General features: G+C 56.9%; 13 protein-coding genes. 12 read left to right on the forward strand and 1 reads right to left on the reverse strand.

The genetic code is table 11. From position 1 onward, the window contains the following. Positions 1–13: 13 nt before the first annotated feature. The gene (locus AACY09_RS11965; RefSeq protein WP_339488232.1) at positions 14–1,747 is read right to left on the reverse strand and encodes an FAD-dependent oxidoreductase; all 1,734 of its coding nucleotides are present in this window, start codon (positions 1,745–1,747) and stop codon (positions 14–16) included. A gap of 199 nt (positions 1,748–1,946) precedes the next feature. On the opposite strand from AACY09_RS11965, the gene AACY09_RS11970 reads away from it, so the two are divergent. The 12 genes from AACY09_RS11970 (at position 1,947) to pcaF (ending at position 13,757) form a co-directional block, all read left to right on the forward strand. Further along, positions 1,947–2,726 (forward strand): IclR family transcriptional regulator, encoded by a 780-nt coding sequence (locus tag AACY09_RS11970; RefSeq protein WP_339488715.1) that lies wholly within the window; start codon positions 1,947–1,949, stop codon positions 2,724–2,726. A 157-nt stretch (positions 2,727–2,883) separates the two neighbouring features. Continuing rightward, positions 2,884–3,933 (forward strand): Gfo/Idh/MocA family protein, encoded by a 1,050-nt coding sequence (locus AACY09_RS11975; RefSeq protein ID WP_339488235.1) that lies wholly within the window; start codon positions 2,884–2,886, stop codon positions 3,931–3,933. Between the two features lie 37 nt (positions 3,934–3,970). After that, the gene (locus AACY09_RS11980) at positions 3,971–4,780 is read left to right on the forward strand and encodes a sugar phosphate isomerase/epimerase family protein (protein WP_339488236.1); all 810 of its coding nucleotides are present in this window, start codon (positions 3,971–3,973) and stop codon (positions 4,778–4,780) included. A gap of 143 nt (positions 4,781–4,923) precedes the next feature. Then, complete coding sequence (gene pcaH, locus AACY09_RS11985; protein WP_339488237.1) at positions 4,924–5,640, forward strand: protocatechuate 3,4-dioxygenase subunit beta; 717 nt, start codon at positions 4,924–4,926, stop codon at positions 5,638–5,640. Between the two features lie 11 nt (positions 5,641–5,651). After that, positions 5,652–6,257: a protocatechuate 3,4-dioxygenase subunit alpha gene (gene pcaG, locus AACY09_RS11990; protein WP_339488239.1), complete on the forward strand. Its 606-nt coding sequence runs from the start codon at positions 5,652–5,654 to the stop codon at positions 6,255–6,257. Between the two features lie 22 nt (positions 6,258–6,279). Continuing rightward, positions 6,280–7,302 carry a cell division protein ZapE gene (zapE, locus tag AACY09_RS11995; protein ID WP_339488240.1) on the forward strand — a complete coding sequence of 341 codons (1,023 nt, stop codon included), beginning with the start codon at positions 6,280–6,282 and terminating at the stop codon, positions 7,300–7,302. Positions 7,303–7,312: 10 nt separating this feature from the next. Then, the gene (locus tag AACY09_RS12000; RefSeq protein ID WP_339488242.1) at positions 7,313–8,254 is read left to right on the forward strand and encodes an AEC family transporter; all 942 of its coding nucleotides are present in this window, start codon (positions 7,313–7,315) and stop codon (positions 8,252–8,254) included. A 112-nt stretch (positions 8,255–8,366) separates the two neighbouring features. Continuing rightward, positions 8,367–9,209, forward strand: a complete 843-nt coding sequence (locus AACY09_RS12005; protein ID WP_339488243.1) for an IclR family transcriptional regulator — start codon at positions 8,367–8,369, stop codon at positions 9,207–9,209. Positions 9,210–9,370: 161 nt separating this feature from the next. Then, a complete protein-coding gene (locus AACY09_RS12010; protein WP_339488244.1) occupies positions 9,371–10,714 on the forward strand; it encodes an MFS transporter in 1,344 nt (447 codons plus the stop codon). A 207-nt stretch (positions 10,715–10,921) separates the two neighbouring features. Further along, positions 10,922–11,773 carry a CoA transferase subunit A gene (locus tag AACY09_RS12015; RefSeq protein ID WP_339488246.1) on the forward strand — a complete coding sequence of 284 codons (852 nt, stop codon included), beginning with the start codon at positions 10,922–10,924 and terminating at the stop codon, positions 11,771–11,773. Then, positions 11,773–12,555, forward strand: coding sequence for a CoA-transferase subunit beta (locus AACY09_RS12020; protein ID WP_339488247.1), 783 nt, complete (start codon positions 11,773–11,775; stop codon positions 12,553–12,555). The genes AACY09_RS12015 and AACY09_RS12020 overlap by 1 nt, the downstream gene beginning before the upstream one ends. After that, positions 12,552–13,757 (forward strand): 3-oxoadipyl-CoA thiolase, encoded by a 1,206-nt coding sequence (gene pcaF, locus AACY09_RS12025; RefSeq protein WP_339488248.1) that lies wholly within the window; start codon positions 12,552–12,554, stop codon positions 13,755–13,757. Before AACY09_RS12020 ends, pcaF begins: the two co-directional genes overlap by 4 nt. Positions 13,758–13,820 lie beyond the last annotated feature (63 nt).

Consider the following 13,820-nt stretch of genomic DNA (forward strand, 5'->3'; position numbering starts at 1 on the left):
GGTTGCTGGATTTTTAGGGCGCTTTTGTCGGGGCAACGCCTGCAACATGACAGGCGGCGATATAGCCGAAGGTCATGGCCGGCCCTAGGTTGATGCCGCCCGATGGATAGAAACCGCCCATGATGCTGGCCATATCTGCACCGGCGGCATACAGGCCGGGGATAGGCTCACCACTTGCTCCAAGTACACGGGCGTTGCCATCGGTGCGCAGGCCGGCGAAGGTGCCAAAGCAGCCAGGCTGAACCTTGACCGCATAGAAGGGGCCTTTTTCAATAGGCGCGACGCAGGGGTTTTTGCCCTTGTGCAGTGGGTCGCCGTTTTTGCGATTGAATGCGGTCGAGCCGCGACCGAACTCGGGGTCTTCGCCGTTGCGTGCGCCCTGATTGAAGCGCTGCACCGTTTGCTCCAAGCCTTGCGCATCGATGCCACAGGCCTGCGCCAGTTGGGCGAGGGTTGCGCCGCGCTTGAGATAACCATTGCGAACGTGCGGGCCCACCGGTAACGGTGCAGGGCGGGCAAAGCCAAGGCCGTAGCGGCGTTGGAAGCGGTGGTCGCAGATCAGCCATGAGCACAGCTCTTCAGTCTCTGGCACCTGTTCGATCATCGCCGAGACGTAATCGTAATAGCCATGCGCTTCATTGACGAAGCGCTTGCCGTTTTTCAACACGCCGATGATGCCGGGTTTGCCGCGCTCGATAATATGCGGGAAGTGACCAACGCTGCCGTCAGGGTAGGGCACCTTGGACACCGGGGCCCAGGCGACAGGTGATTGCAGATCGTCGCTGACCTGGCCGCCCACCATTTCTCCCAAGCGCAAGCCATCGCCGCTGCATGATTTGGGGGGCAAAGCCAAGTGCTCATGTTCGGCGCGGGGGAACAATGCCTGACGTCGCCCTGGATCATTTGGAAAGCCGCCTGTGGCCAAGAGTACCGCTCGTGCACGCACTGTTCGCTCACCCGCTGTTCCACCGAGTACTGCTCCACAGATCTGCCCGTTTTCTTCCAGCAGGCGTAAAGCGGGTGCTGAGTCGATTAGTTGCACGCCCAGATCAGTTGCGGATCTGGCCAGCCTTGCGACCAGCGCGACACCATTGACCAAGTGCATGCCGCGCCCGTACCGCGCCAGATGATAAAGATGGTTGATAAAGCGCTTGCTTACATGCAGCAGGGATTTAGCTGAGCGAGTCATCGACAGGAACGCGGCCAGATCGGCTCCTGCCATGATCGGCATGCCCATGAACGAGGTTTCAGTCATGGTTTTGCGCAAGCGCGGCAATAAATCCAGCACCTCTTTGCCGCTGTAGGGCGCCGCAATGACCTGATGACCGCCTGTTGCAGCGCCGGGGGTATTGCCGTGCATGTCGGGAATCGCATTGCCTTCGGCAAATTGCAGGGCGCTATGTTGCTCGAAGAACTCTACCATTGCAGGGCAGGCATTGAGGAAGGCATCAATGCGCTCGGCATTGAATTGCTCGCCCAATTCGTTCTGCAAATAGCGGCGCGGTTGCTCAAGAGATTCGTCGATTCCGGCGCGGCGAGCGAGGGGGTTGCGCGGTAACCACATCCAGCCACCCGACCAAGCCGTGGCGCCGCCAAACACCGCGTCCTTTTCCGCAACAATCACATTTAACCCATGCCAGGATGCGGTGACGGCAGCCGAAAGACCCGCTGCACCGGAGCCGATGATCAGTAAGTCGCACTCTAAATCTGCGGCGGGGGTGTGCTGGTGTGCGGATATACCCTGCATAACGCGACGTTCTCATTTGGTTTTTGTTAAAAGTGGAACAGTGTTCCGAATTATATTTAGCGAAATCAAAACTGCCAAGCAGCAATTGCCGTCAGCGACTGACGGCATTCAAGTAGCAGGCTTAATTCGCGCGCTAAATTTCCCCGTTCTGAACTATCCCGCTAGAATACCCGGCAAACTCAATGTGGATTTCAGCACCATGGCCGGCAGTCAGATCGAACGCGCACTCAGCCTTCTGGAGAGCCTCACTCAAGAGCCGCAAGGCTTGCAGATGCAGAGCCTGGCTGACGCGTTGAATATCCCTAAAAGTGCAACCCATCGTATGCTGGCCGAGCTGATCCGGCTGGGCTATGTGAGGCAAAATCCGGATAACAGTCGCTATCAACTGTCTACCAAACTGGTTGCACTTAGCTTTCGCTATTTGTCGAACGCTGGCTCGGACATTGTCCAATCGATCCTTGATCGGCTGGCCGAGGAGTGCGGTGAGCTGGTGCGTCTCGGGGTGATTGACAGTGACCGTCTGACTTGGATTGCGAAAGCCCAAGGCGCAAAGGGTGGGCTGCGTTACGACCCCGATATGGGCCGCGATGCCCCATTGTTCTATACCGCCTCTGGGCATGCTTGGTTGGCGAGCATGGATGACGCGGCGGCCTTGGCTTTGGTTGAATCTCAAGGCCCGGTCATTGATCCCCAGCAACTTGGGCCCAATGCACCGCGCAACTCGGCAGACTTGCTTGCACGGTTGCAGGCGGCTCGGCAGCAGGGTTATGCCTGGGTTGAGCAGAGCTCTGCCGTAGGCACCTCGGCAATGGCCGCCGTGGTGCTGAGCCCTGTTGATGGTCGCTGCATTGGTGTGCTCAGTATTGCCGGGCCGAGTGCCCGCTTGGCTGAGTCGCGTGTGCATGAGCTGGCAGCGCTGTTGCTTAAAACGGCGGGGGAGTTATCGGACGCGAGTCCGGCCTCTGAGCTGTTCGTCTAATGCACAGGCCGTGAACACGGCCACCTGATCTGCGGCATCTACGCACTTGGCAGCTAAATGGGCCAGGTTATGTATTTTTTTGTGCCCTTGATTTAATAATGGAACTGGGTTCTAAATAATATAAGAGCGAATTCCAATAAGACCCGAGGATATTGTTTTGCAAACGCCACTGCGTATCGCCTTGATCGGTGCTGGAGTGATGGGCCAGCAACACCTTGAGCATCTAGACGGCCTAAGCCAAGCACGGCTTTGTGCTATTTCCGATCCTAATCCGCAGGCCGCCACGCTGGCCGAGAAACGTGGTGTCCCTTATTTCAGTGACCATCAGCAGATGCTCGCCGATGCAAAACCACAGGCTGCGATCATTGCTAACCCCAATAATCTGCATGTGCAGACCGCAATCGACTGCGTCGTGGCTGGCATTCCCGTGCTGTTGGAGAAACCGGTTGGTGTTCATCTCGATGAAGTTCGCCGTTTGGTCACGGTATCGGAGGCGAGCGGCATCGCGGTTTTAGTCGGCCACCATCGGCGGCACAATCCTCTGATCGCCAAAGCCCGCGCTTTACTGGATGCCGGCGCCCTTGGTCAACTGACCTCGGTCACCGCGCTGTGGCAATTGCGTAAGCCAGACAGCTATTTTGATATTCCATGGCGCCGCGAAGCAGGTGCCGGGATGCTTTTGACCAACCTGATTCATGACCTCGACTTACTGCGTCATCTTTGTGGTGAAGTGCAGTCGGTGCAAGCGGTGACCAGTAATCAGGCCCGCGGTTTTGCCAATGAAGACTGCGTCGCGGTATTGCTGCAGTTTGCCAACGGTGCCCTTGGCAGCCTGACAGGGTCGGATGCGGTAGCAGCGCCGTGGAGCTGGGAGTTGTGTTCGGGTGAAAACCCGGTTTACCCGCAGCAAGTCGATCAGCCTTGCTACCTGCTTTCCGGTACCCGTGGCGCGCTAAGCCTGCCGCAGCTAAAGCATTGGCACTACGACGCCTCAGATGCCGGCTGGCATCAGCCTTTGCTGGCTGAAGTACAGGCTTATCCCGCAGCCGAAGCATTGACCCGGCAGTTAGAGCATTTCATCGAGGTTGCCCGCGGCGAAGCTGTACCTATTGTCAGCGCAGCAGACGCAGGGCGCACCTTGGCCTTGATCGAAGCCATTCGCCAAGCCGCTGAAACTGGGCAGGCCTGCACGCCTGCGCAGATTTGAGATCGAGCACTTAACGAGCCAATGCTGGAAGCCAATAATGAGCGCACAATTATTTTCCCTGGCTGCACTTACCGTGCTTGAACTGTCACCACCTGAAATGGTGGAAGTCGCCGCCCTCGCCGGTTATAGCCATGTCGGCTTGCGCCTGGTGCCGGCCACGGTTGAAGAGCATCACTACGCCCTGATGACGGATGCCGAGCTACGACGTCAGACTCAACAGCGTTTGCGCGACACCGGTGTCGGCGTACTGGATATTGAAATATTGCGACTGAAGCCAGACACCTGCGTTGCCGAGTTGCGAGCGCTGCTGGAGGTGGGTGCTGAATTTTCTGCCAGCGAATTACTGGTGGCTGGTAATGATCCGGATGAAGCGCGGCTGAGCGATAACTTTGCCCAGTTGTGCGACCTGGCCAAACCCTTCGGTATACACCCGCATCTGGAATTTATGCCGTGGACCGATGCTCGCGACCTCAATCAAGCATTACGAATTGTCGAGGCGGCGGGGCGCAGCAACGGCTGCGTGCTGGTTGATGCGTTTCACTTTGATCGCTCGGGTTCGAGCCTTGAACAGCTTGCGCAGATTGAACCGGCTCGGCTGCGCTATGCCCAGCTCTGTGATGTGCTTGGCCCTCGGCCTGATGATATGGCCGAGATTCTGCGCCAGGCGCGTAGCGAGCGGCGATTCCCAGGTGAAGGCGATTGCGATTTGCAGGGTCTGCTCAAGGCATTACCGGTGAAGATTCCATTAAGCCTTGAAGTGCCTATTCAAGATCCAGGCGTCAACGCCCAGCAGCGTGCGGAAAGGGCCCTTCAAGCAGCCAAAACGCTGTTGGCTGAGCAGCAATAGTCGAGCGCCATCCATAACTGTTTGGTTATGGATGGCAGCGATTTTTTCAATTTCCAAATGAGCCTGTCTGCTGGACACTGCCGATAACTTGGCCTGTATTAGCCGGTCGTAAGATTCAATCATTCTAATAAGAGGATATCGGTATGTCTGATGCGGATAGCCGTTTCGTCATTCGTGATCGCAACTGGCACCCGAAGGCGCTAACGCCTGACTATAAAACGTCGATTGCCCGCTCACCCCGTCAAGCATTGGTGAGTATTCCTCAATCCATTTCTGAAACCAGCGGCCCGGACTTCTCGCACCTGAAAATGGGCGAGCACGATAACGACCTGCTGCTCAATTTCAACAATGGCGGCTTGCCGGTTGGCGAGCGCATCATTGTTGCCGGTCGAGTGATGGATCAATACGGCAAACCGATCCCGCACACTCTGGTTGAGATGTGGCAGGCCAATGCGGGTGGTCGCTATCGTCACAAGAACGATCGCTACTTGGCGCCGCTTGATCCTAACTTCGGTGGTGTTGGCCGAGCCCTGACTGATCGTGACGGAAATTACAGTTTTCGCACCGTTAAGCCGGGTCCGTATCCATGGCGCAACGGCCCGAATGACTGGCGACCCGCGCATATTCACGTCTCCATCAGCGGCCCGTCTATTTCAACTCGCCTGATTACCCAGCTGTATTTTGAGGGCGATCCGCTGATTGCGATGTGCCCGATTGTGAAGTCGATCGCCAACCCAGATGCCGTGCAAAGCCTGATTGCCAAGCTTGATATGGGTGCGGCCAATCCGATGGATTGCCTGGCCTATCGCTTCGATATTGTCCTGCGTGGGCAGCGTCAAACCCACTTCGAAAATCGCTGAGGGGAATTTTTATGCCTATTGAATTACTACACGAAACCCCTTCGCAAACCGCCGGCCCTTATGTGCATATTGGCTTGGCCCTCGCGGCGGCGGGTAACCCCGCGCGTCCGCAGGAAATCTGGAATCAGATGGCTAAGCCTGAGGCGCCGGGTGAGCACATTCTGCTGATCGGTAATGTCCATGACGGCAACGGCCATCTGGTCAAAGACTCGTTTCTGGAGTTCTGGCAGGCTGACCATCAAGGTCGTTACGACAGCGATTACGACCTGGAAAAACCCTTCAACTGCTTTGGCCGTACCGCCACCACCTTTGAAACCGGTGGCTGGACGCTGAACACCATCAAGCCCGGCGTGGTCAACAATGCGGCAGGCGTGCCGATGGCGCCGCATATCAATGTCTCACTGTTTGCCCGGGGGATTAACATCCATCTGCAGACCCGCCTGTACTTCTCTGATGAGGAGCAGGCTAACGCGGCAGACCCGGTGCTTAACCTGATTGAACAGCCACAACGGCGTGAGACATTAGTCGCGCAACGCTGTGAAGTAGAGGGTCAATTGGCTTATCGTTTCGATATCTACATTCAAGGCGAAGGCGAAACGGTGTTTTTTGACTTCTAGCGAGACGCTGCCCGAGCAGCTCGTGCGTGCGCATTTTACGGCGCTGCTCCAAGCGAATGGCTATACCGCCGACTCCGCACAACAGATTGCCATTGACCATCTCGGTCAGTGGCTTTCGGCGTTTCTGGCCAAGCGTTCTCGCTGGCTAGGTAAACCTGTGGCCGGGGTTTATATGTGGGGCGGAGTAGGCCGCGGTAAAAGTTTTGTGATGGATGCATTCTTTGCTGCCGCGCCATTGCAAGACAAGCGCCGCGTGCATTTCCACGGATTCTTGCAGGAGTTGCAGCAGCGCATGCTGGCCTACATCGGTCAGCCCGATCCATTGGCGCGAGTAGGCCATGAGATCGCGGGGCAGACGCGGCTGCTGTGTTTTGATGAGTTTCATGTGCATGACATTGGCGATGCGATGCTGCTCGGTCGCTTACTCAAGGTGTTGGTCGAAGCAGGCGTCGGTGTGGTGTGCACCTCCAACTATGCGCCGCAGGGTTTGTGCCCTAATCCGCTGTATCGGGAGCGCTTCAAGCCGGCAATCAACCTGCTTGAACAGCGTTTTGACGTGCTGCAACTTGATGGCTCAACCGATTACCGGCAGAGCAAAGGCTATTGCTGGGGCGAGTATATCTGGCCCTTGAATGAATCCAGCACAGTGCTCGGTCAGCGCCTCGGTTTCAGCGAGCAGGCTGACTATGATGTCGAAATAATCCTTAACCATCACCCGCTGAAGCTGCGCGCCCGTGAGCAGGCGATGCTCTGGCTCGATTTCAGCGAACTGTGTCGCCAGCCACGTTCCAGTGCAGACTTTTTGTGGCTGTGTGGCGAGTACCGGCAACTGGCGGTGGGTGGTGTGACCAGCCTTGATGCTGAAGGGATCGATGTGCAGCAGCGTTTTCTCAATTTTATCGACATTGCCTATGACAGTGGCGTGCAACTTTCCTTGGGTTGCGCAGCTGATCTGGATGCGCTGTGTCAGCCCGGCAGCCATGTTGATTTCGCGCGCACGCGCAGCCGTATGCAGCAGTTGCAGCGCTGCCAATTGACGCTATGAGTTTATCTTTATGCTGCAGATTCTAGGTATTACTGCACCGATCTTTTTGATCATCGGCATCGGCTTTATTGCCACTCGCTTGCTATGGATAAGCCAAGAGCAAGTGGCTGGCATGGGCCGCTTTGTCATCAGTTTTGCCTTGCCTGCGCTGGTGTTCAAGGCATTGGTTGAGCGACCGCTGGATGAGGTGTTTGAGCGCAATTACATTTTGGCGTATGCCTTGGCATCGCTGCTGATATTCGCCTTGGGCTTTGTTATTTCGCGGCGCCTGCGCGGGGACAGCCTAAGTGGCAGCGCGCTGGCGGCAGTCGGTATGTCGATGTCCAACAGCGGTTTTATCGGCTATCCGATTGCGGCATTGGTGGTCGGTGAGGCCGCGGCTATCGGGCTGGCGATGGGCGTGCTGGTTGAGAACCTGTTGATGCTGCCGCTGGCGTTGGCGCTGGCAGAGTGGGGCGAGCATCAGGGGTTGGGCATCCGGGCAACGCTGATGAAGACTGGCAAACGCTTGCTGGGTAACCCGATCATTATTGCGCTCTGCCTGGGCTTGGCCACTGCCTTATGTGGGCTGCAAGTGCCTGCCATACCAATGCGAGTGGTTGAGATGCTGGCGCAATCTTCAGCCCCGGTGGCCTTGTTTGTGATTGGCGGAAGCTTGGTGGGCATGCGTGCGGGCGGCATGGTCACCGATGTCATGCAGATCAGTATCGGCAAACTGATTTTGCACCCGTTGGCGGTGATGCTGTGTTTCGTGTTTTTGCCCGTGGACGACCCAGCCTTGCGTGTGGCTGGGGTGTTGTTCGCCTGCGCCCCGATGATGAGCATCTACCCCATTGTCGGCCAACGCTTCGGTTTGCAGGGGCGCTGTGCTGCGGCCCTGGTGGGCGCAACAGTGCTGTCTTTTTTGACCTACAGCCTGTTCATCGGCTGGCTTGCCGGACCCCATTTATAGCTGCGGATTTTCGCGTCGCGACGCCACCACTCAGTTGAAACGACGCGATTGCGATTACCGGACAATGGTTCGATAATCGCTCATGGACCGTACCCCAGACAGGATAACCACAATGAGCGATGAACCCCGCCAACCGCTGTCCACTCTGGCGCCGCCTATTGTGGTTTCGCCAGCGAAGCGTATTGAAGCGCTGACCGGCGACCCGAACTTTATGACCTCGTTGGCCCGAGGCCTGGCTGTGGTGCATGCATTTCAGGAGCGTAAACGACACCTGACGATTGCCCAGATCAGCCACCGTACCGAGATTCCGCGCGCGGCTGTGCGTCGTTGTCTGCACACACTGATCAAGCTGGGTTATGCCACCACCGACGGCCGCACCTATTCACTGCTGCCCAAGGTATTGACCCTTGGTCACGCCTACTTATCTTCGACGCCGCTTGCGGTGACAGCTCAGCCGATCCTTGATCGCATCAGCGAACAACTGCATGAAGCCTGCTCAATGGCTAGCCTGGAGGGCGACGAGATCCTCTACATCGCGCGTTCGGCTACGCCGCAGCGTTTGATTTCAGTGGACCTCAGCGTCGGCAGTCGGTTGCCGGCGTATTGCACCTCAATGGGCCGGATTTTGCTGGCGGGAATGGATAACCAGTCGCTAGACGACTACCTCGAACACGCCGATCTACAGATCAAAACCAGCCGGACCCTGCATACGCCCGAGGCGCTGCGCGAGAATATCGAGCAGATCCGTCAGCAGGGCTGGGTGATCATCGATCAGGAACTGGAGATCGGCCTGCGCTCTATCGCTGTACCGCTGAAAGATTCAGCCGGTCAGGTTTTAGCCGCATTGAACGTCGGTACGCACGTCAGTCGTACCAGTCGTCAGGAATTGGAAACACGTTTTTTACCGGTGCTGCTTGAAGCGAGTAAAGAATTGAGTACACGTTTGTTTCACTAAGAAACACCGTGGCTGGAGCATAGACTAAGGTCTGATTTTGATCGTTAATCGAACGCTGAATCGATTATCGTATTGAGCTGCTCATGGGGCGGCGCTTATGTTGCTGATGCCGTCTCGAATGCTTTAGCAATCGAGGCTTAAATCAAAAACAAGAGACGACCATGACCGCCATGAACTCCTCGACTGCCACCCTTGATGTGCAGTCGTTTATCAATGCCCAACCCCTTTCGCGCTATCAATGGCGCATCATGATTCTGTGTTTTCTGATTGTTTTCCTCGATGGCTTGGACACCGCCGCCATGGGCTTTATTGCCCCGGCCTTGACCCAGGATTGGGGCATTGACCGTGCCAGCCTCGGTCCGGTGATGAGCGCAGCGTTGGTCGGTATGGTGTTTGGTGCCTTGGGTTCGGGCCCTTTGGCGGACCGTTACGGGCGTAAAGTTGTGCTGGTGGTTGCAGTCTTCTTGTTTGGCTTGTTCAGCTTGTTATCAGCGTTCAGCGGCAATATCGATCAGCTGGTGGCGCTGCGTTTTCTCACCGGTCTTGGCTTGGGTGCGGCGATGCCCAATGCCACCACGCTGCTGTCTGAATACACCCCTGAGCGGCTCAAATCGTTGCTGGTCACCAGCATGTTCTGTGGCTTCAATTTGGGCATGGCCGGCGGTGGTTTTGTCTCTGCGGCACTGATTCCCGCCTATGGCTGGCACAGTCTGTTGTTGCTCGGTGGCATCTTGCCGTTGGCGCTGTCGCTGGTGTTGCTATTGCGATTGCCCGAGTCTGCACGTTTTCTGGTGGTGCGTAACCGCGGCACGGAGAAGGTACGTAAGGTGCTTGCACCTATTGCACCTGCCGCCATTAGCGGCGTCAGCGCATTTACCGTGCCCGAGCAAAAAACCGTGCAGAGCCAAAATGTGTTCAAGGTGATTTTCTCTGGCACCTACAGCGCTGGCACGTTGCTGTTGTGGCTGACCTACTTTATGGGCTTGGTAATTGTTTACCTGCTGACCAGCTGGTTGCCAACGCTGATGCGCGACAGTGGCGCGAGCATGGAACAAGCCGCGTTTATTGGTGCGCTGTTTCAGTTTGGCGGTGTACTCAGTGCTGTGGCTGTAGGCTGGGCGATGGACCGATTCAACCCGCACAAGGTCATTGGCTTTTTCTACTTGTTCGCGGGCGTATTTGCCTATCTGGTCGGGCAGAGCCTCGGTGAAGTCACGGTTCTGGCTACATTGGTCTTGCTGGCCGGCATGTGCGTAAACGGTGCGCAATCGGCCATGCCGTCGCTGGCGGCACGGTTTTACCCCACCCAAGGGCGCGCAACCGGTGTGTCGTGGATGCTTGGTATTGGCCGCTTTGGTGCCATTTTGGGCGCGTGGATGGGCGCCACCTTGCTTGGCCTGGGCTGGAACTTCGAGCAAGTATTGACCGCCCTGGTCGTGCCTGCCGCGATCGCCACGGCGGCTGTGGTGATCAAGGGCTTGGTCAGCCACGCGGACGCCACCTGAGAGCTCTGGCAATTTAAAACGTCTGCGTAGGCGTGTCTCGTTCGTCAGCGCCCAGTTTTCTGGGCGTTGCTGTTTAGAGCTGCTGTGTTGAGTGTTGTTCGATAATCGCCCATATAGTCGATTATCGGATTGTTCCAGTTTCAGCGTCAGAGTACTTTTTACCGACACGACGTGCTGCCACGTCCCGTTCACCCATCGAGACCTACCATGGCCGACATTATTTCTCTAAGCGAAGCCGTTCAACGCTTCGTCAACGATGGCGACACTGTTGCCCTCGAAGGTTTTACCCACCTGATTCCAACTGCTGCCTCCCATGAACTGATTCGGCAGAACAAGAAAGACCTGACGCTGGTGCGCATGACGCCCGATCTGGTTTACGACTTGTTGATTGGTGCCGGTTGCGCCAAGAAACTGATTTTCTCTTGGGGCGGTAACCCGGGTGTTGGCTCGCTGCACCGTCTGCGTGACGCCGTTGAGAAGGGCTGGCCACAACCGCTTGAGATTGAAGAGCACAGCCACGCGGCCATGGCCAACGCCTATGTGTCGGGTGCTTCGGGCTTGCCTTTCGCGGTGCTGCGCGGCTATCAGGGTTCGGATTTGGCCAAGGTCAATCCGCGGATCAAGTTTATCGACTGCCCGTTCACGGGTGAAACGCTGGCGGCAGTGCCAAGCGTGCGCCCGGATGTAACCGTGATCCATGCGCAAAAGGCCGACCGTAAAGGCAACGTGCTGATTCAAGGCATCCTCGGTGTGCAGAAAGAAGCCGCTTTGGCCGCGAAAAACTGCATTGTTACCGTTGAGGAAATCGTCGATGACCTGCAAGCGCCGATGAATGCCTGTGTGTTGCCGACCTGGTCAATTGCCGCTGTTTGCGTGGTACCGGGTGGTGCGCATCCTTCATACGCCCACGGTTATTACGAGCGTGACAACCGCTTCTACCAAGCTTGGGACCCTATCGCCCGCGACCGTGAAACCTTCACTGCCTGGATTGATAAATACATCCGCGCCACTGCGGATTTCGCCGAGTTCCAAGCGCTAGTGAACGGGGAGAACAAGTGATGAGCGACTTCAATACCAATGAAATGATGACCGTCGCTGCAGCCCGCCGCCTCGGTAATGGCAGCGTTTGCTTTGTCGGCATCGGCCTGCCTTCCAAGGCCGCGAATCTGGCGCGCCTGACCCATGCTCCGGAAGTGGTGTTGATCTACGAATCAGGCCCTATCGGTGCCAAGCCAACGGTATTGCCGTTATCTATTGGTGACGGTGAACTGGCTGAGACCGCTGACACCGTGGTGCCGACTGGCGAGATCTTTCGCTACTGGTTGCAAGGTGGCCGCATTGACGTTGGCTTCCTTGGCGCTGCTCAGGTCGATAAATTCGGCAATATCAACACCACGGTGATTGGTGATTACAATCATCCAAAAGTGCGCTTGCCGGGTGCTGGCGGCGCACCCGAAATCGCCGGTTCGGCGAAGAAAGTGCTGATCATCCTTAAACAAGGTCATCGCACCTTTGTTGAGAAGCTCGCGTTTATTACTTCAGTGGGGCACGGCGAAGGTGGCGATCATCGCAAGAAACTCGGCCTGCCGGGCGAGGGCCCTGTGGCGATCATCACTGACCTGTGCATCATGGAGCCGGAAGCAGGCAGTAATGAATTTATCGTCACCTCCATGCATCCGGGCGTGACCCGTGAACAGGTCATTGAGAACACCGGCTGGCAGATACGCTTTGCCGAAACCGTGACCACCACCGAAGCACCTAAACTGGAAGAGTTGACGGCGCTGCGTGATCTTGAAGCACGCACCGCTGCCGCCCACGGTCAAGCTGGAGGTGATGAATGAGTCGCGATGTCTTTATTTGCGATGCAGTGCGTACACCAATTGGTCGCCTCAATGGCGGCTTGTCAGCTGTGCGCGCCGATGATTTAGCTGCAATCCCTTTGCGGGCATTGATCGAGCGTAACCCGCAGGTTGATTGGAACGCCATCGATGAAGTGTTTATGGGCTGCGCTAATCAGTCGGGCGAAGACAATCGCAACGTGGCGCGCATGGCCTTGTTGCTTGCCGGTCTACCGGAGACGGTGCCGGGCGTAACCCTTAACCGCTTGTGCGCTTCTGGTTTAGACGCAGTGGGTTCTGCATTTCGCGCTATTGCCTTGGGCGAGATGGAGCTGGCAATCGCCGCCGGTGTTGAATCAATGACCCGCGCGCCCTATGTGATGGGTAAGGCTGACAGCGCCTTTGGCCGTGGTCAAAAAATTGAAGATACAACCATGGGCTGGCGCTTTATCAACCCGTTGATGAAAGAGCAATACGGTGTCGATGCGATGCCGGTTACAGCGGACAACGTTGCCGCTGAGTATTCGGTTAATCGCGCTGACCAAGATGCTTTTGCATTGCGCAGTCAGCAGCGTGCAGCGGCCGCTCAGGCATCGGGTTACTACGCTGAAGAAATCGTCCCGGTGGTGATCAAAACCCGCAAGGGCGAAACGGTTATCGACACCGACGAACATCCACGGGCCGACAGCAACGCCGAAGCCATGGCCAAGCTCAAGCCAGTCAACGGTGCCGATAAAACGGTGACGGCTGGCAATGCTTCGGGCTTGAATGACGGTGCGTCGGCCATGATTCTGGCGTCGGCAGAAGCGGTGCAAAAGTACGGCCTGAAGCCACGCGCCAAAGTGCTGGGTATGGCCAGTGCTGGCGTCGCACCACGGGTTATGGGCGTCGGCCCTGTGCCTGCTGTGCGCAAATTGCTGGCGCGCTTGAATCTCGACATCAACGCCTTCGATGTGATCGAACTGAACGAAGCCTTTGCCGCGCAAGGCTTGGCGGTGACCCGCGAACTGGGCCTGGCAGATGACAGCGCCAAGGTTAATCCAAATGGTGGGGCAATTGCCCTTGGCCACCCACTGGGCATGAGTGGCAACCGATTGGTGCTCACCGCTGTTCACCAGCTAGAGAAAACCGGCGGTAAGCTGGGGCTGGCGACCATGTGCGTCGGCGTAGGTCAGGGCCTGGCACTGGCTTTCGAGCGGGTCTGATGCTGCGCGGCCAATGGCGACAAGGGTTTGTGATTGCTGCAAATCTGCTATTGGCCACGGCAC

This window comes from Pseudomonas sp. EL_65y_Pfl2_R95, assembly GCF_963971045.1.
Classification (GTDB): Bacteria; Pseudomonadota; Gammaproteobacteria; order Pseudomonadales; family Pseudomonadaceae; genus Aquipseudomonas.

Coding starts and splice junctions, on each gene's coding strand:
- AACY09_RS11965 (WP_339488232.1), bottom strand. CDS start 1,747: ATGCAGGGTATATCCGCACACCAGCACACCCCCGCCGCAGATTTAGAG.
- AACY09_RS11970 (WP_339488715.1), top strand. CDS start 1,947: ATGGCCGGCAGTCAGATCGAACGCGCACTCAGCCTTCTGGAGAGCCTC.
- AACY09_RS11980 (WP_339488236.1), top strand. CDS start 3,971: ATGAGCGCACAATTATTTTCCCTGGCTGCACTTACCGTGCTTGAACTG.
- pcaH (WP_339488237.1), top strand. CDS start 4,924: ATGTCTGATGCGGATAGCCGTTTCGTCATTCGTGATCGCAACTGGCAC.
- pcaG (WP_339488239.1), top strand. CDS start 5,652: ATGCCTATTGAATTACTACACGAAACCCCTTCGCAAACCGCCGGCCCT.
- AACY09_RS12000 (WP_339488242.1), top strand. CDS start 7,313: ATGCTGCAGATTCTAGGTATTACTGCACCGATCTTTTTGATCATCGGC.
- AACY09_RS12005 (WP_339488243.1), top strand. CDS start 8,367: ATGAGCGATGAACCCCGCCAACCGCTGTCCACTCTGGCGCCGCCTATT.
- AACY09_RS12010 (WP_339488244.1), top strand. CDS start 9,371: ATGACCGCCATGAACTCCTCGACTGCCACCCTTGATGTGCAGTCGTTT.
- AACY09_RS12015 (WP_339488246.1), top strand. CDS start 10,922: ATGGCCGACATTATTTCTCTAAGCGAAGCCGTTCAACGCTTCGTCAAC.
- AACY09_RS12020 (WP_339488247.1), top strand. CDS start 11,773: ATGAGCGACTTCAATACCAATGAAATGATGACCGTCGCTGCAGCCCGC.
- pcaF (WP_339488248.1), top strand. CDS start 12,552: ATGAGTCGCGATGTCTTTATTTGCGATGCAGTGCGTACACCAATTGGT.